This is a genomic window from Vibrio albus (assembly GCF_003144035.1).
Taxonomy (GTDB): domain Bacteria; phylum Pseudomonadota; class Gammaproteobacteria; order Enterobacterales; family Vibrionaceae; genus Vibrio; species Vibrio albus.
On sequence record NZ_QFWT01000008.1, the window covers coordinates 149,475 to 166,040 of the forward strand.

Consider the following 16,566-nt stretch of genomic DNA (forward strand, 5'->3'; position numbering starts at 1 on the left):
ATGATTGGAATATAAAGACGTCATTGTTTTGGCATTTTTGTGCTGGAACGAACATTGATGTTCTATCGTGGTTATACGAGATTTTTATTTGTACAACGTGAGCTCTTGTGCTAAAAATTATACAAGGTTATTTTTTGTATAGGGTGACTGCAATGAAAAGTACAACGATCAATGTCGGTATCAGTGCTTGTGTTCTCGGTGAAAAAGTTCGTTTCGATTCCGGGCATAAACTAAACCGGTTTGTTGCCAACGAGCTGACGCGTCATTTCTCGTTTTTGCCTGTTTGTCCGGAAGTCGGTATCGGGCTGCCAGTCCCTCGCCCTGCGATTCGCCTGATTTCTGATCAGCAGCGTATTGCATTAGTGGAGGCGAAAAATCCGGATAATGATTTTACTGCTCCTATGCAGCATTACGCCCGACAGAAAGTCGCAGAACTGAGTCAGCATGCTCTGTGCGGCTATATTGTCTGTGCCAAATCACCGACTTGTGGGATGGAAAGAGTTAAGGTGTACAAACATAACCGGGCGGATAAAGAAGGGGTTGGTTTATTTGCCCGCGAACTGATGACACAAATGCCGTGGCTGCCGGTTGAAGAAGACGGCAGGCTTAATGACCCCTACCTGAGGGAAAACTTTGTCAGCCGAATATACTGCCTGCATGATTTCTATCAGTCTGTGGGGTATGAAACTGAAGCCAGTAAGATAAATGCGGCGGATGTGGTGGCTTTCCACTCCCGGTATAAACTGACTCTGATGGCTCATAACCCCCGAATGTACAAACAGCTTGGTCAGATGGTGGCTACGTTCAGAGATTACGAGCCCGAACGGTTTTTCTATGATTACCGTCTCGGATTGATGCAGGCGTTAACTTACCGGGCCAGCCGAAATAACCAGACGAATGTGCTGATGCACATTCAGGGGTATTTTAAGCGGATGCTGTCGCGGCAGGAAAAGCAGGAGCTGGCGCGGGTCATACAGGATTACCGTATAGGAGAGCTGCCCGTGCTTGCTCCTATAACGCTGATCAAACATTATCTGCAGGCCTACCCGAATAACTACTTACAGCAGCAGCGGTATCTGGAGCCTTATCCACAGGCATTACGTTTACGGTACAACTTATAAAAGGACAGCAGATGAAGTTATACGCTATCCGGGACGTGTCAGAAATGACAGGCATTAAACCCGTGACACTCAGAGCGTGGCAAAGACGATATGGCTTAATCCAGCCTCAGAGAACAGAGACCGGACACAGAATGTATTCGGAAGAAAACCTGGAACGGATACGTGATATACAGGGCTGGCTGGCAAAAGGGGTGTCGATTGGCAAGGTAAAAGCTCTGCTGGAGAATGAGCGGCAGGCGGAGAGTAACATCGTCTCGGATGAGCTGGAAGAAACGGCCGTGCTGCTAGAGGCTCTTGCTGCACTCAATGGACGGAAAGCTGAGTCGGTTATGGCGAATGTACTTAAAGAGTACCCTTTCTCTATTGTTCTGAGCCAGTGTGTCGAGCCTGTTCAGCGAGCTCTTGCCAGTGTGAAAAGCCCGTGGCGAACGCTGCAGAATGGTCTGTTTCAGGCACTGCTTCACCGCCTGTTACACGCAGCGATTGAAGCCGAAAACCGGGCCGCCGGTAAAGGTTCAGTGTTGTTTGTCAGCCTGGACGGGCCGGGCAGCGTTGGAGCGTTGTTTGCCGCCGCCGAAGTGGCCGAGAAAGGTTTGAGGGTGACTTTTCTTGATGGCGTTGAAGAGGTCTCCGGGCTGGCGACCATGACTGGGATAGAAGAGCACTATCAACAGATACGGCTGTTCGCGAACCGGACACTTCCATCCCGGATAGCTGAGCATATTCAGGCGCTGGAGACCGCATTGTCTGTCCCAGTGATTTGTTCAGGGCTGATTGAGCACTCCGGCGCACAGCTTGAGTGATGTCAGTCAATACTTACTTATCGTCTGGTGCAGATATGATGCAGCTTGTATGGTTCAGAAGAGATTTACGTACCCTGGATAACCCGGCACTGTCAGCCGCGACTGAGAATGGCCAGCCTGTTGTGGCTGTGTATGTTGCCACTCCTGAGCAGTGGCAACATCATAATTTGGCTCCGATACAGGCCGATCTGATTGTCCGCCGGCTTTTTGCCCTGCAGCAGGAACTGGCAGAGCTGAATATTCCGTTGCTGTATACCGAAACGGCGGATTATCGTAAAAGCGTGCATGCGGTGCTAAGGCTAGCCGCCCAGCTTGGTGCGGGTAGACTGTTTGCCAATCGGGAGTATGAGTTGAATGAGCAGCTTCGTGATCAGGTTCTGGTCAGTTTAGCGGAGTCTCATCACATTGCTGTTCACCTCTCTCATGACCGCTGCCTGTTGCCACCGGGTAGTGTGCTTAACCAGCAACAACACTATTTTAAGGTCTTTACGCCGTTTAAAAAGCAGTGGCTGAAGCAATTTTACAGTATGTCTTCTGAAGTTTGCTGTCCTGCGATTGCGTCCGTTTTCGATATCGAGTCGTTCTCTGATGTCCTATACGCTGCTGGCTTTTCCCGCTTTACTGCTCAGTCTCCGTTCAGTTATCCACGCTGTAACAGCAGTGATTATTTCTCTGCTACCGAGGATATTCTGCAAAGGTTACGGCAATACTGCTGCGTGTCGTTGTCTGAGTATGCCACAAGGCGAGATTTTCCGGCCCTTTCCGGTACCAGCCAGCTATCTCCTTACCTGGCTATCGGAGCATTATCTCCCCGTCAGTGTGTTGCGGCCATGCGGGAAGTACAGATAGGGGAGTTTGAGAGTGGAGCGGAAACCTGGCTCAATGAACTGATTTGGCGAGAATTTTATCAGCACCTGTGTGCTCTGGAGCCACGGATCAGCCGGGAAGCGTCATTTCATGCATGGGGCGATCAGCTTGTCTGGCGTAATAACCCTGATTGGTTTGAAAAATGGAAACGGGGCGAAACCGGCTACCCGATAGTCGATGCTGCGATGAGACAGTTGAACCGGACTGGCTGGATGCATAACCGGCTCAGAATGGTGGTGGCCAGCTTTTTGACCAAGGATCTGCATATCGACTGGCGCTGGGGAGAAGCCTATTTTATGCAGCGGCTGGTGGACGGAGATTTCGCCGCCAACAACGGTGGGTGGCAGTGGTCAGCATCAACCGGATGTGACGGACAGCCTTATTTCCGGATTTTTAATCCGGTCAGCCAGGGGGAGAAGTTTGATCCAGACGGTACGTTTGTGCGCCACTGGCTTCCGGAACTGTCGAGAGTTCCCGGACGGTTCCTGCATAAGCCCTGGTTATGGAGTGACTGTGATACACTGGATTATTATCCCCCGATGGTTGATCATAAGCAGCAGCGGGAGATAGCGTTATCCCTGTACAAGAGTGCAAGAGAACAACAAGATTAAGTGAGTGTATATGATGCGGACGTTAGTACTGACAGCAGGAATCCTATTCAGTTTTTTCTGTTCAGCCGGTCGTTATCAGTTACCTGAAGGCGACAGTAAGCTGGTGGGGAAGATTCAGTATCATGTCGTCGAAGAAGGCGAGAGTATGGCAGAAATCGCCAGCCAGTATGATGTCGGGTTGCTGGCCGTGATGGCGGCGAATAAAGGTATTGATCCTTTTCTTCCGCAGCCGGGGTCTGTATTGACTATCCCGACCCGCTTCATTCTGCCTACGGAAGACAGGCAGGGGATCGTGATCAATCTTGCCGAGTTACGCCTGTACTATTTTGATAAAGATGGTCAGAACGTGCATGTTTTTCCGGTCGGTATAGGGCGCATTGGGCGGGATACACCGGTGATGCAATCATACATAAGCCAGAAGATCCCCAATCCGACCTGGACGCCTCCGCAGTCCATCCGCAATGAATATGCCCGTAAAGGCGTGACTCTGCCTGATGTGGTTCCTGCCGGGCCGGACAACCCGTTAGGAGAATTTGCTTTACGGCTGGGGTATGGGGCCGGAGATTATCTTATCCATGGTACCAATAAGAATTTCGGTATTGGTCTTCGGGTCAGTTCAGGCTGTATCCGGATGGAACCGAAAGATATCCGCTGGCTGTTTCAGCAGGTCGATCGAGGAGAAAAGGTTCGGGTGGTCAACAATCCGGTTAAGGTGACGCTGGAACCAGACAGAAGTGTGTTTCTGGAGGCGCATGAACCTCTTACCCGTAGCAACGGTGTTCAGGAAGCGCTGAAGGTACCACAGGAGCTTGAGTGGTGGATGTCTGAGTTCAATGTGCCGGAGAATAAAGCAAGAGCGGCCATCTACGTTCAAAGTGGTGTGCCGATAGAGGTAGCCAAACCCGGGGCCCAGCTACCTTAGGGCGTGATGAAAGATCAACACACCCTGAAAACTATTACATTACTTGGTGTAAGACTGAGCAATGTTATCAATGCGCTCGTTTGCCCGGGCGGCTTCGTCTTGTGCTGACATCGCGGCGTCTTTCGCTGACATTGCTGCATCTTGTGCTTCTCGTGCAGCCATTTCAGTGCGGGACAGACTGTTTTGCAGAGCAGCAACATCCTGACTTAACTGGTTTACCTGCTCTGATAACTGACTGACCTGCATGGTTGATTCACTAGGAGCAGATGAACAGCCCGCTAATAAAACCATTGAGCTGAGACCTGCTGCTAATAATAACGTCTTGTTCATAAAAACTCCTTGTTTCTATATTTATTTGTTTGCGTTTGTTGTATTGCAGAGCACTATACAGTGTAGCCAGAATTTTCCGGAATACACAATGTTTGCAATGATTTAATGGGTAATAATCTCCTTTTTACACTGTTTTGACAGTATTCGGAGGCGTCTCCAGAATCTTTTCGATGGCCTGTAAAACCGGAATCTGGTTTCTTAAAAAGCCAGTGATATCGGTTTTTATCTGGCGGCAGTCAGCAAATCTCTGCATGCCTTTGATTTCAGTGTCGGTAATGATGACAACCACATCGGCATTGTGTATTTCTTCGTCTGTGAGGCTTACCCCTGAACTAAATGCTCCCTGAGTTTCTATCGAGATATTCATGCCTTTTTGCTGGCATTGCTGTTCAAGCAGTTCTGCGGCCATATAAGTGTAGGCAACACCACTAATACAAGATGTAACAGCGACAATGTTCATTTTATACCATCAATTCTGTAAGGGTGTGTTATAAGTATATGTCGGTTTTCCTGACATATTGAGTTTATTATCATTTTTTCAATACTATAAAGCCACACTATCATCGCGGCAGGTTTCAGCCCAGTAGACTTCACCTTAGTAGACTATAGCGGGGCCAGTCCCTCTTTTTCCTGTCGTTTCTGACTGACTTTAGAGGCTGTTTTTAACAAGCGCAGCAGATCCTGGTTATTCCATTCCTTCCCAGACGGATCATAGGCAGCCGCCATCATTAATTCCATTTCCTTTCGGATGTTTTGCCGGAGTGTCTGATTCTGATTGTAAGGTTCGGTTTCCCATCGCCGGAACAGAGCCTGAGCCTGAATGGTATCATTCTGTTTTATCGCGTTGGTAAGCAGAGTCAGAACTGGGATATCATCTGCTGATTTTTCTGTTTTCCGGCGTTGCTTGTTCTGGCGCCAGGTGTTAAACCATAGTCCGGTAAAGAGCAGCCAGAGAACAGCAAACAGTACCGTCAGGTAAGGCCAGTAACCAGGATCATTAACCGTAATGGTTTCGGTTTTTACCACTTCCCTGGCTGGTTGGGTGGGTTGAGGTGTGCTGATACTCAGAGCCGGAGTGTTACTCTTTTCTACGGAGAGATGAAGGCCCTTAACCTTGGCTGTCGCCTGATGTTTATCGCGTGTATTCCACCAGGGAACGGAAATGTCCGGTAAGTTAATTTCGCCTTCCTGCTTCGGTATCAGTACTTGTTTTACGGTCATTACTATCCGGTTTTCCTCTTTATGGAAGACCGGTTTTTCTTCATACAGCCGAAGTGTTTCGGGGTAGGTGACCTGAATGTCAGGTAATTGCGCCTGCTCTACCCCCTCTACCGTTAGTGTAATTTGTCGGGTGAGAGGTATACCTACATTTAGGGGCTGGGTGTCGGTTCCGGCAGCCAGAACGTTGCCGTTTTCGTCCAGCCATTGTTGTGTGAGCGTCAGGTTCGGGCTGGGTAACCAGGCTCCCTGATAATTTTCTGGCTTGTCTAATACGTCAATCACCAGCAGTTTTTGCTGGGTGGTCACCGGCATCAGTTTTGCGCTGCCATTAGTCGTTTGGGCAATGATCGCCCCTTTTAACTGCGGGCCATTGATAATGTATTTACCGGTTTGCTTTGCGATTAGGTCGTAGCTCTGGTCGACCACGGTTACTTCAACACCGTTGAGGATACTCTGATACTGGCTGGCTTTGCCTTTTGGTTTTAACTCAATTGCCTGTTGATCCGCGCCTTCGATTTTCGGCTGAATGATTTTCGCGTCTTTAAGCTGTCTTAATTCTGTTTTAATCAGCAGGCGGGTATCAAGGTGGGCGGTTTCTCCCGGATACAGTTCCTGGCGGCTGATCGTCACCTGATACTCAACCAAATCTTCCGGTTTGGTCGAGGAATCTGCGTCGGTTGTCACCGTCAGTTGTATTGGCTCGGTGGTTTCACTGCCCACCTGAAAGGTCGGAATAGTGACAGTACCGGCTTTCAGAGGAGCCAGAGCAATAGTCCATTCACTGCGTACTGATTTTACTCCATTCACATAATTGGTGTAGGAGCCAAAGTTAGGACGCCCAAGATAGAAGTCTTTACTCAATACGGAAAAGTCGACAGCATCAGAATCCAGCTGCTCTTCTGCCGTAATTCTGAGCTGAAAGACTTCGTCCTGTACCACTTTATTGGACGTAACGCTGGCGCTGGCCGCATAAAGGCTGGTGCTGAATAGCCCGGACAGTAACAGCAGGGCTTGTATCCACAGTGGGCGTGTTATTCTGATCATAGTCATCTTTACGTTAATTCTGTTGATTACCAGGATTTATCTTGTTGTGCCGGGGCCCCTTTGTCTCTGGCCTGTAAAAGTATCTGCGCTCTGATCAGGCGGCTAGGGTCCCGGGCGTTTTCAACCTGTTCAAGTTTACGAAATTCAGGGTCAACCGGCTGGCTATTGGCCGAAGGGGGTAACGATTCTGTTTGTGCCTGTCCTTGCTGCCGTTCGTGTTCTGCTCGTTGGCCGCTTTGAGGATAAGAGCTGGTATCGTTCCGCTCTTTGGTCTGTGCGGTTTGCTGTTCACCGGTTTTACCTTCTTTTTCAGGTTTGCTGGCTGGATCGGAAGAAGGTGTGGGTGGCTGTTTATTCTCCGGTTTGCCTGCTGACTGTCTATCCTGTTGTGGTTTCGAAGGGGAAGACGGGGCCTGGTCAGCGGGTTTTGATGTTTGGTCTGAGGGATTGGAGCCGGATGTACTCTGTTCGGGTTGTGATTGGTTTGCCTGACTGTTTTGATTTTGTTGCTGTTGCTGTTGCTGTTGCTGTTGCTGTTGCTGTTGCTGTTGCTGTTGCTGTTGCTGTTGCTGTTGCTGTTGCTGTTGCTGTTGCTGTTGCTGTTGTGCTTTTTTCACAATATCCAGATTGGTTTTTGCATCGGCAAAGTCAGGGTGCTGAGTAAGAATATCTTCGTACAGTTTTTGCGCTTTCTTCAGGTTGCCATTCTGGGCATAGGCATTCGCCAGATTGTACCGGGACTCGGTATCTTTCTGCCCTTGTAAGGCTTCAATAGCGGCAGGGAAATTACCTGCTTGATAGGCAGCGATACCTTTCCATTTTGCGTCACTGAACAAGTCTGCTGCCTGTTGGTATTCGTTGTTTTGATACGCTTCATAGCCAGCCTGATTATCGGTTTTCCAGGCAGATGCTTCAGCATGGGTAGGCAGTAAAGAATAAGTAAGTGTTAACATACAAAGAAAAATCACCCCCTTACGGAACAGCAGTACACCGGGGATCAATAATAGGGGTATCAGCCAGAAGCCATTGTTAATTCGTTTCTGGATGTGCTGACCCTGCTGTTTGGCAGTGTCAGCAGAGTGGGTGACGGAGAGCGCGGTGATAGATTCTATATCGCTATTGTCGTTCTGCAGCGGGGCAAAGACCCCGCCCGATTGTAGCGTCAATGTCTGCATATTCTTCATATGGGTTCTGGCGACGACGGGAGTACCAGCGTGATTACTGAGCAGAGAGCCATCAGGCAGTGAAATCGGGGCCCCGCTTTCTGTGCCGACCGCCAGTATGGAAAGCCGCCATGGTGTGGAATCCAGCAGAGATGCAATAGCAGACCGTTCCCTATCATCAATATCATCCGCAATCAGTATGACGTCACCGCGCTGGTGGCCGGCCTGAGTCAGTGTGCTGATGGCTAGCCTGACAGCAGCACCGGCATCGGCCCCCGGATAAGGCATCACCTCAGGACTGAGGTTTTTGATCAGGTTTGCAAGCGTGTCCGCATCCGAAGTCAGTGGGCTGATGGTATAGGCATCGCCTGCGTAGGCCACAAGCCCGGTACTGCCTTCCTGCCACTGCGGCAGCATATCCAGTGCTTTGTATTTGATTTGGGTTAACCGGTCTGGCCTCACATCACGGGCATAGACAGAGCGCGACATATCCAGAACCAGCACTCTGGCTCCACTGGTACTGAACACTGGAACGGTGCTGTGCTGAAAACTGGGACCAGCCAGAGCGAACACTCCCAGCCCCCAGGTGATGCTGATCAGCGTTATGGCTGTGGTTTTACCTGTAGTTGTTTGTATACCCAGCCGTGAGGCAATATGAGAGGCGATCAGCCCGGATGAACGGCGGCTTTTCGCGAACAGGTATAGCACAAGTCCCAGAGGGAACAGTGCCAGAAACCAGAAAGGATAAAGAAAAACAAAGTCAGCCATGGTCGGGTTTCTCACTAATCATGTCTTCTCAGAAAAACCAGTATTGAGGAAAAAATCAGAGCGAGTGTTAGCGGTACGTAAAACCACTCTGTTTGTGGTCGCCAGAGTTGTTTGGCCCGGCTTACTGGTTCCAGTTGATTGATGGTGTCATAGATGTTTTGCAGCTCCAGTTTATTCCTGGCCCGGAAATATCGTCCACCAGTCATAGTCGCGATCTTTTGCAAGGTCTCTTCGTCCAGATCTTTGGCGGTATCCACCTTACGGCGGAAGAGAAAATCTCTCACTATCATCTCTCCGGCTCCGACACCGATGGTATAGATGGTGGTGTGATATTTCTGCGCTATCTCCGCCGCTTCAACAGGTTTCAGTACACCGGCGGTATTCATGCCGTCGGTCAGCAGGATCATCACTCGCTGTGGGGCATCACTGTCTACAAAGGTTTTAGTGGCCAGGCCTATTCCTTCTCCAATGGCAGTATTTCGACCCACGAGACCCAGCACCATCTGGCGGATTTGGGTGGTAATGGTGTTTATGTCTAGCGTCAGCGGGGTCTGCAGGTAAGCATGGTCTGCAAACAGTACCAGCCCCAGCCGGTCGCCTTTTCGTTTTTGCACAAAGTCATGCAATACCAGCTTCACAGTACTGAGACGGTCAATATACTGATCATCTTCTGATAGCATATCTTTCTGCTCCATGGAGCCGGAAAGATCAACGACCAGCATCATGTCCCGGTGTTTCGGCTGGTTCTGTATAGGGTCGCCGTACCATACCGGCCGGGCTGCTGCAGTAACGAGAGCCACCCAGATAAGGGTCGCCAGTATTTTTGGCAGCAGGTGCGCAGGAACGTGATCGGCGGCAGAATCCGGCAGGTAGGGAAGATAAACGGCAGAGCGCTCTTTTACCGGAGGTGCCAGAAAGTAAACCAGCAGAGGCAGAGGCAACAGAAACAGCATCCACCACCAGACCAGCTCAAAGTGGGGCAACAGGCTAGCCACGTTTCCCACCTTTTTTCGGGGGCAGTGCCAGAGTCAGCCATTCCTGACATTGTTCAATCAGGGGCTCAGTCTCGATTTCCGGTTGTTTTTCATACAAAGCTTTCAGCCATTCCCGTTCACTGGTTTTGAACAGAGGCCCATTTATCTGTGAGTCCAGAAAGTCCAGCCACTTTGTGCCTGAAAGATGCGCGACTCTCTGTCTCGGGTAATAGCTCAGGGCAGCCTGACGGACAATTTCCATGGCTCCGGACGGGCTGATGGTGTGCCTTTCCAGAGTCAGCAGTGCAATGGCCGCTCTTTTGGGGGCGAGACGTTTTTTACGCCATTTCCATAGCAGTATGACAAAAAGAAGAGTCAGGATAATGGTCAGCAGCAGGCTCCACCATCCCCAGGCAAGAGGCCAGAAGCCGGGTGGAGCCGGCAGGTGAAGAGCTTCGAGAGGTAATAGCTTGCTGACCGTTGATGCAATGTCTGTCATTCTGTTTTTCCGACGATTTGAGAGATTAAAGGTTGAGCACTGGAAATTGAATAATATGGGATGGCCAGTGAGGCACAGAGCGACTGAAGGTCGTTCTGTCCGCGGAGAAAAGCCTGTTCCAGTTGCTTTCGGGTGGACAGGGCTGAAAAGTTCAGCCACCGTACACTGTTATTATTCGTCACTTTTTCTGTTCCCCGGTAACGGGTATTGCCTGTTTCCAGAGGATCATAAATATGGATAAATTGTAGCTGGTTATGTCGCCTTAGCTGGCTCAGTATTGTCTTGTCGTCCGGGCTATAGCGGGTAAAGTCACTCAGTATAATGATGTCGCTGCCTTTCGGGCATAATTTCTGCAGAGCCTTCAGGCCGGCCTCAAGGGGCTGCTGTTCTTCTTGTGATGTCTGTAAAGCGTCGTTGTGCTGTTCCGTCAGGGTATGTAATAGCTGGAGCGAGCCTTTGTTTCTGGAGGTTGGACGCAATTCGGTAAGTTGTGTGCCGCTGTCCAGCACGGCTCCGATACGGTCATTCTGGGTGGTAGCCAGCCAACTGATCAGGCTGGCCATATGGGCCATCTGTACGGATTTTAACATCAGTACCGAGCCAAAGCGCATGGAGGCACTGAAGTCCAGATACAGAATAACCGGACGCTCACGCTCTTCTGTGAACAGTTTAGTGTGAGGTTTTCCGGTTCTTGCCGTGACCCGCCAGTCTATGCTGCGGATATCATCGCCGGGCTGATATTTTCGCACTTCAGAGAAGTTCATACCGCGACCTTTCTGACGGCTATGATGCTGACCGCTCAATTGTGACCAGAGGCTTTTTCCGGGTGGCAGCCAGCGTACCGTCTGGCTTTTGTACTGCAGAAGCTCGTTCAGCGTCAGTGTGACACCGTCGGTATGTTCAGGCAGTTTTTCCGGATGAGATGAAGCATATTGCATCTGTATTCCCTGCTAACCTGGTTTTTGGTTCCGTTATCGGATCTCTGGTTTCAATCTGATTTATCTGGCGGTCATTATTCAGGCGCTGCCCACCAGAGAAATCAGTTGTTGCACAATTTGATTCGGGTGTATCCCTTCAGCCTGAGCCTGATAGCTGAGCAGCAGGCGGTGACGTAGCACCGGAAAGGCCATCGTTTGTACATCTTCTGGGGTAACATAGTCCCGGCCGTTTAGCCAGGCGTGAGCCCGGGAACAGCGGTCCAGCGCGATACTGGCCCGCGGACTGACGCCCATTTCCAGCTGATCTGAGAGCTGCTTGCTGTATTTGTCCGGCACGCGGGTGGCAAGCACCAGACGAACGATATACTGCTCGATGCCTTCTGCCATATGTACAGCAAGTGCACTTTCACGCGCCTGGAATATCTCTTGCTGGGAAATAAACACTTTTTCCTGTGGCGTTTCACCAAGCGCTTCACCCCGGTTCAGGCGCAATATCGCCAGCTCGCTTTCGGCATCCGGATAGCTGACTTCCAGATGGAGTAAGAACCGATCCAACTGAGCTTCCGGAAGTGGGTAGGTACCTTCCTGTTCAATCGGGTTCTGCGTCGCCATCACCAGAAACAGTTCCGGCAACGGATAGGTTTTTCGTCCGGCGGTGATCTGTTTTTCTGCCATGGCTTCCAGCATGGCAGCCTGGACTTTGGCTGGTGCTCGGTTTATCTCATCAGCCAGGATCAGCGAATTGAATACCGGGCCTTGCTGGAAGGTGAACTCCCCGGTTTCCGGGCGATAGATGTCGGTACCGGTTAAATCGGCCGGAAGCAGGTCCGGGGTAAACTGAATGCGATGGTAGTCGCCTTCAATGCAGTCAGACAGCGTTTTTACCGCTCTGGTTTTGGCGAGTCCCGGTGGACCTTCAACCAGAATATGCCCGTCAGCCAGAAGTGCGACCAGCAATTGTTTAACCAGCTCGCTCTGCCCGATAATCTGAGAATTGAGATACTGCTGTAACTGTTGAAAGGTATCCGAATGCATTCCTGAGACTCCTGTATTGACCTGTTTATATATGGGGATATCCAGAGCATTGTCAAGGTAGCCTGTTGAAATGAATATAATTGTGAGGCTTCCATCGCTAATGGTATTACTGTCTGAAGCGGATAGCACGATTGTCTGAAGTGAATAGTCCTACTGTTCAAACCGGGTGGCTGCAAAACTATTCAGAAGCAGGTGAATCAGATATGTCACCATCCAGTGGGAATGTGGCATAAGTTTCAGACAGTTAGGGTCCTGCCTGTGATGTTTGGGAGATAGGCAGGTGAATTCAGTAAGAAACTCTTTCTGGAATCAGAGGAATGAAATGGGTAAACTCGTGCCAGTTTTAACGGATCAGGTGAAGATAATGAGCGATTTTGAAAAAGAACTGGAGCAACTGTCTCAGATGCCACAAGATGAGCCAGAGGTAAAACTACCAAGTCTGGAAGAGCAACAGGCGATCGTTGCTGAGCTTAAAAAACTTGAAGCGGAAGGTAAGCTGACACCGGAAGTGCTGGAAAAACACTTTGGCCAGTTCTTCTCAGAAACTGACGTGCCAGTTCATTAAGTTCTGATGGTGTAAATCAGTTCTCTATACTCGATACAGTAAAGTCGCCGTTGGCGGCTTTATTTTTCTCTTCAATCCTGTTTCAACGTTAAGGCTCTACAGTTCACCCAAAAGCCTTAGAACAGCCGAGATCAAAAGTGGGAAACTATTTTTCGGTATTCTTGTATATGAGAATATTGAAATATCCTTATAGATCTCCTATAGATAGATTTATCACTTCTCTAATACCTTAGTCTTAGTCCTCCTCATTCCTTGACAGTGCTAGTGTTTAGGCTAGCTTAAAGAGTGTATATCATGATCATTATCAGTGTTTCTCGCTGAATAGTAATTGCTTTTTTAGGTAAACCTTCGAGTGTTTGATAATTTGATAAAATCAATGATAAAGCAGGGTGTTATGGATGGTAAAAAAAATGAAAAAAGAGTGATTACTCTCATTACTGAGGACAGTTTACAGGCATCTTTGCTCAAAGAATCTCTGGAAAAACACCTTAATGTCATTATTAAACTGACCCCTTTAACGGTAATGAAAAATGAAGAGTCTGAGACGGCAGGGGCGGTCAGTGATATCGTGATTATCGATATGTCCGTCTATTCCAGTCAAATGCATGAGACGTATGCTGACCATCGGTCACTGTATTTTCCTGATGCGGAAGAGGTGTTGATTAACTGCAAAACAGATGTGTGCTATCAGGATCTGGCCCAGTGGGGGCATCTTATAGGGGTGTTCTATGTCTCTGATGACCTGGACTTACTCACCCGTGGCATCGACAAAATAATGCAGGGTGAGATGTGGCTGAGCCGTAAGTTGTCGCAGGAATATATCTTATACTTCAGAGGAAGGCATACCGCGGCTACCAGCCATGCCTATAACAGCCTGACGAAAAGAGAGCAGCAGATCATTAAACTGCTGGGGCATGGCGACTCTAACCATCAGATTGCTGACAAACTCTTTGTGAGTGAAAATACCGTTAAAACGCATTTGCATAACGTGTTCAAAAAAATAAACGCGAAAAACCGTTTGCAGGCACTGCTGTGGGCCAAGGAAAATATCAGCGATATCCATTAATTTCTATCAACAGCCATTCATTTTTATCAACATAAGCAGGCCTTACCCGAATAGGGTAAGGCCTGCTTATGTTTGTGGAAGAATACAAATCAGGCCAGTGCTTCTGCCAGCAGGCTGACCGGGTGGATACAGCTCAGCTTTGTATTCTCTTCTATCTGCCATTTACAGGTTTCACAGTCGGTGATGGCGTAATCAGCATCAGAGTTGTTGATTTTACTGAACAGGTCTTCACCGATTTTTATCGAGGTCTCATAGTTCTCCTCTTTAAAACCATAGGTACCTGCCAGACCACAGCATTCACTGTCGAGCACTATTACCTCAAGCCCGGGGATCATCCTCAGCATTTCAATGGTAAAAATAGAACCACCACTGCGTTCCAGATGACAGGGGGTATGATAAACAATACGCTTGTTGAGCGGTTTTAGTGGGGGTATGTTACCGTTCATAAATTCCTTGAGCAGGAACCGGCTAACATAGTGGATTTTGTCTGCGACAGTTTCATTATCAACACCCAAAACATGCGGATACTCTTCCTGCAACGTGAACGAACAGGTGGAGGACGTAGAGAGTACGGCGATGCTGTTCTGTTGTATGGCACCTTCCAGATGACGGACGTTAAACTCGGCATTTTTACGGGCTTTATCATGAAATCCGTTTGCTATCATGGGGACACCACAGCACTTTTCTTTGTCCAGAAGACACACGCCAATGCCCATGGCATTCATTACCCGCAGGAAATCTTTACCTAACTGAGGGTGGTTGTAATTCACATAACAACCGTGGAAATAGCTCACAACTTTCTGAAAACCGGACTGATCCGGTGCGTTTTTCTTAAACCAGCTTCTGAACGTGCCGTGGGAATATTGGGGCAGTGATTTGTGGTCATGCACACCGATGGTTTTATGCATCAGCTTTTTCACCAGTGGCAGACGGGTGGTGGCATTGACCACCGGGGCGACAGGTGTCGCAATAGAACCAAGCAGATCGGTATGGCTGAGAATAAAGTCCCGGATCAGTTTCGGATTCTTTGGTCGCTTACCGTATTTGCCGCGTGCTACCGCAATAATATCCCCAATCCGAACCCCTGACGGACAGGCGGTTTCGCACCGTTTGCAGTTGGTGCAGTAATTCAGCATATCATCATAATATTCGGGACTTTTGATTCTTAGGCGTTCGCCGTCAGGGCCACACTGTTTGGGCCCCGGAAAGTCCGGATTGACCTTGGCGACCGGACAGTACACGGTGCAGACGGTGCACTTTATACACTGGTCAAAGGTGGTGTCTTTGCTGGCGATATTCATGCTCTCACCTCCTTCATTTGCATTTCCTGCCGTAGCTCAGCCAGTATCTGTTGTGCAGCAAAATAGCCGGTACTGATGGCAACGCCGCCTCCGCAACCGTGTGCAACCGGGTTATACCCGGAAAGAATGGAGCCGGCACAGAACAGGTTATTTACTGTCCGGCCATTAACGGATGGCAAAAAACGGTTGTCGGTCGTTACGCCAAAAGACATGAACGCGTGCGGGGTTTTGCTGAAAAAACCGACCTGATGCCAGTTGGCTCGTTCTCCTGTGGCAGAGGTATCCAGACCGAAAATTGGCTCCTCGATATCTTTCTGGTGCGCGATCAGCCCCTTGCTAAAGAAGCTGCCTGACGCCAGAACGTAATGTCTGGCTTTTAATCCGATTTCAGCCATTTTTTTCGTTGTAATGTGGGTCAGGGTCAGCGCACCGTTGTCTTCCCGGAATTCTCCGCCGAGTACTTGATCCCCTTTGAGCAGAGCGCCGCCCTGACTGATGAAGGTATGCATCATAGTGTCTTCAATACGGATACCCAGTAACGAGGGGGGCATGGTAGGGACTTCGTGAAACTGAAGCTTGGTATATTGGGTCAGTTTGTACATCAGCTCCAGGCCGTCTCCGTTACCGAGAATCGATGGTATCATAACCAGGTCGTCCGGTGTGGCGACAGCAGTCAGTTGGTCGGCGAATTCCTTAAACGGGTTGTCGTCACGCAGAATTCTGGAAATATCGATGGAGCGGAAATCATGCGGGTTCCGGTTTACCCTGCTGAACGCGGAAAGCGTCACTTTCGCTGTTTTAACCGGGATATCGTTAAACGCATTATTATGCTGGAGGTTTCCCTGAGCTATTTGGGGCTGAAAGTCTCTGAACCCGTCGATAGAAATCATCACAATCCGTTTGATATGGCTGGTATTGCGGAAGTCGACATCGATTTTCTTCACAAACGGCTGAGAAAGCCAGGTTGATTTCAGCGTTCCCAGAGTCGTGATCCGATAGTGGTTTTCCTGTGAGTTCAGGCTGCTCATCGGCAGCCCCTGTTTGTCCATCAGAGACTGATACCAGCTCAGTCCATTACGAACTGCCCTTATACCCAGCCTGGCATACGGGTGGTGTGGAAGCGTGGCCGGCAAGTTCTCGATTTCCTGCCAGGGATCCCGCACTGGCTCATGGGTGACCGGTGAGTGGGATAACAGATCGATGGAACCGGATGAAAAATGCAGGGCGCTTTGTCCGCTGCTGATAATGGCGGTACGCAGACCCTGTTCCAGACATCTCAGGGCGGCGGAATAGCCGGCTATGCCGCTGCCAATAACGATAACATCATAATTCAGCATA

Annotated in this window: 16 protein-coding genes; 6 read left to right on the forward strand and 10 right to left on the reverse strand. The window is 49.4% G+C overall.

Features of this window, described 5'->3' with window-relative positions; all coding sequences use genetic code 11:
* Nucleotides 1–152 precede the first annotated feature (152 nt).
* From DI392_RS14630 to DI392_RS14645, 4 genes are read left to right on the forward strand one after another with little or no spacing between them, the layout of a single operon-like run.
* A complete protein-coding gene (locus DI392_RS14630) occupies nt 153–1,121 on the forward strand; it encodes a YbgA family protein (RefSeq protein ID WP_109320434.1) in 969 nt (322 codons plus the stop codon).
* Nucleotides 1,122–1,132: 11 nt separating this feature from the next.
* On the forward strand, nt 1,133–1,924 hold the full coding sequence (locus tag DI392_RS19935) for a MerR family transcriptional regulator (RefSeq protein ID WP_109320435.1): 792 nt from the start codon (nt 1,133–1,135) through the stop codon (nt 1,922–1,924).
* 38 nt (nt 1,925–1,962) lie between these two features.
* Nucleotides 1,963–3,402 carry a deoxyribodipyrimidine photo-lyase gene (phrB, locus tag DI392_RS14640; protein ID WP_109320494.1) on the forward strand — a complete coding sequence of 480 codons (1,440 nt, stop codon included), beginning with the start codon at nt 1,963–1,965 and terminating at the stop codon, nt 3,400–3,402.
* A 10-nt stretch (nt 3,403–3,412) separates the two neighbouring features.
* Nucleotides 3,413–4,324 (forward strand): L,D-transpeptidase family protein, encoded by a 912-nt coding sequence (locus DI392_RS14645; protein WP_181388428.1) that lies wholly within the window; start codon nt 3,413–3,415, stop codon nt 4,322–4,324.
* 39 nt (nt 4,325–4,363) lie between these two features.
* On the opposite strand, the gene DI392_RS14650 is transcribed toward DI392_RS14645, so the two are convergent.
* From DI392_RS14650 to DI392_RS14685, 8 genes are all read right to left on the reverse strand, one after another.
* Nucleotides 4,364–4,654, reverse strand: coding sequence for an Lpp/OprI family alanine-zipper lipoprotein (locus tag DI392_RS14650; RefSeq protein ID WP_109320436.1), 291 nt, complete (start codon nt 4,652–4,654; stop codon nt 4,364–4,366).
* A gap of 124 nt (nt 4,655–4,778) precedes the next feature.
* Entirely contained in the window at nt 4,779–5,114 is a 336-nt protein-coding gene (locus DI392_RS14655) for a fructose PTS transporter subunit IIB (protein ID WP_109320437.1), read from the reverse strand.
* A gap of 143 nt (nt 5,115–5,257) precedes the next feature.
* On the reverse strand, nt 5,258–6,919 hold the full coding sequence (locus DI392_RS14660; protein WP_181388429.1) for a BatD family protein: 1,662 nt from the start codon (nt 6,917–6,919) through the stop codon (nt 5,258–5,260).
* A gap of 26 nt (nt 6,920–6,945) precedes the next feature.
* Nucleotides 6,946–8,850 (reverse strand): vWA domain-containing protein, encoded by a 1,905-nt coding sequence (locus DI392_RS14665; RefSeq protein WP_109320496.1) that lies wholly within the window; start codon nt 8,848–8,850, stop codon nt 6,946–6,948.
* Nucleotides 8,851–8,864: 14 nt separating this feature from the next.
* Nucleotides 8,865–9,833 carry a VWA domain-containing protein gene (locus tag DI392_RS14670; RefSeq protein WP_109320497.1) on the reverse strand — a complete coding sequence of 323 codons (969 nt, stop codon included), beginning with the start codon at nt 9,831–9,833 and terminating at the stop codon, nt 8,865–8,867.
* Nucleotides 9,834–9,837: 4 nt separating this feature from the next.
* Nucleotides 9,838–10,323: a DUF4381 domain-containing protein gene (locus DI392_RS14675; RefSeq protein WP_109320439.1), complete on the reverse strand. Its 486-nt coding sequence runs from the start codon at nt 10,321–10,323 to the stop codon at nt 9,838–9,840.
* A complete protein-coding gene (locus tag DI392_RS14680; protein WP_109320440.1) occupies nt 10,320–11,261 on the reverse strand; it encodes a DUF58 domain-containing protein in 942 nt (313 codons plus the stop codon). Before DI392_RS14680 ends, DI392_RS14675 begins: the two co-directional genes overlap by 4 nt.
* A 78-nt stretch (nt 11,262–11,339) precedes the next feature.
* Nucleotides 11,340–12,296, reverse strand: coding sequence for an AAA family ATPase (locus DI392_RS14685; RefSeq protein WP_109320441.1), 957 nt, complete (start codon nt 12,294–12,296; stop codon nt 11,340–11,342).
* A 364-nt stretch (nt 12,297–12,660) separates the two neighbouring features.
* Here DI392_RS14685 and DI392_RS14690 point away from each other — a divergent pair, with 364 nt between their 5' ends.
* Nucleotides 12,661–12,861, forward strand: coding sequence for a restriction endonuclease subunit S (locus DI392_RS14690; RefSeq protein WP_109320498.1), 201 nt, complete (start codon nt 12,661–12,663; stop codon nt 12,859–12,861).
* A 394-nt stretch (nt 12,862–13,255) separates the two neighbouring features.
* Nucleotides 13,256–13,927 carry a LuxR C-terminal-related transcriptional regulator gene (locus tag DI392_RS14695; RefSeq protein WP_109320499.1) on the forward strand — a complete coding sequence of 224 codons (672 nt, stop codon included), beginning with the start codon at nt 13,256–13,258 and terminating at the stop codon, nt 13,925–13,927.
* An 89-nt stretch (nt 13,928–14,016) separates the two neighbouring features.
* Here the strand turns inward: DI392_RS14695 and glpC are convergent, their stop codons facing one another.
* Together glpC and glpB are read right to left on the reverse strand one after the other, a co-directional pair.
* The gene (gene glpC, locus DI392_RS14700) at nt 14,017–15,228 is read right to left on the reverse strand and encodes an anaerobic glycerol-3-phosphate dehydrogenase subunit GlpC (RefSeq protein WP_109320442.1); all 1,212 of its coding nucleotides are present in this window, start codon (nt 15,226–15,228) and stop codon (nt 14,017–14,019) included.
* The gene (glpB, locus tag DI392_RS14705; protein ID WP_109320443.1) at nt 15,225–16,565 is read right to left on the reverse strand and encodes a glycerol-3-phosphate dehydrogenase subunit GlpB; all 1,341 of its coding nucleotides are present in this window, start codon (nt 16,563–16,565) and stop codon (nt 15,225–15,227) included. Before glpB ends, glpC begins: the two co-directional genes overlap by 4 nt.
* Nucleotide 16,566 lies beyond the last annotated feature (1 nt).

Bases quoted from the DNA above. Each gene is read 5' to 3' on its own strand.
- DI392_RS14630 (WP_109320434.1), top strand. From the start codon at position 153: ATGAAAAGTACAACGATCAATGTCGGTATCAGTGCTTGTGTTCTCGGT.
- DI392_RS19935 (WP_109320435.1), top strand. From the start codon at position 1,133: ATGAAGTTATACGCTATCCGGGACGTGTCAGAAATGACAGGCATTAAA.
- phrB (WP_109320494.1), top strand. From the start codon at position 1,963: ATGCAGCTTGTATGGTTCAGAAGAGATTTACGTACCCTGGATAACCCG.
- DI392_RS14645 (WP_181388428.1), top strand. From the start codon at position 3,413: ATGATGCGGACGTTAGTACTGACAGCAGGAATCCTATTCAGTTTTTTC.
- DI392_RS14650 (WP_109320436.1), bottom strand. From the start codon at position 4,654: ATGAACAAGACGTTATTATTAGCAGCAGGTCTCAGCTCAATGGTTTTA.
- DI392_RS14655 (WP_109320437.1), bottom strand. From the start codon at position 5,114: ATGAACATTGTCGCTGTTACATCTTGTATTAGTGGTGTTGCCTACACT.
- DI392_RS14660 (WP_181388429.1), bottom strand. From the start codon at position 6,919: ATGATCAGAATAACACGCCCACTGTGGATACAAGCCCTGCTGTTACTG.
- DI392_RS14665 (WP_109320496.1), bottom strand. From the start codon at position 8,850: ATGGCTGACTTTGTTTTTCTTTATCCTTTCTGGTTTCTGGCACTGTTC.
- DI392_RS14675 (WP_109320439.1), bottom strand. From the start codon at position 10,323: ATGACAGACATTGCATCAACGGTCAGCAAGCTATTACCTCTCGAAGCT.
- DI392_RS14680 (WP_109320440.1), bottom strand. From the start codon at position 11,261: ATGCAATATGCTTCATCTCATCCGGAAAAACTGCCTGAACATACCGAC.
- DI392_RS14685 (WP_109320441.1), bottom strand. From the start codon at position 12,296: ATGCATTCGGATACCTTTCAACAGTTACAGCAGTATCTCAATTCTCAG.
- DI392_RS14690 (WP_109320498.1), top strand. From the start codon at position 12,661: ATGAGCGATTTTGAAAAAGAACTGGAGCAACTGTCTCAGATGCCACAA.
- DI392_RS14695 (WP_109320499.1), top strand. From the start codon at position 13,256: ATGGATGGTAAAAAAAATGAAAAAAGAGTGATTACTCTCATTACTGAG.
- glpC (WP_109320442.1), bottom strand. From the start codon at position 15,228: ATGAATATCGCCAGCAAAGACACCACCTTTGACCAGTGTATAAAGTGC.
- glpB (WP_109320443.1), bottom strand. From the start codon at position 16,565: ATGCTGAATTATGATGTTATCGTTATTGGCAGCGGCATAGCCGGCTAT.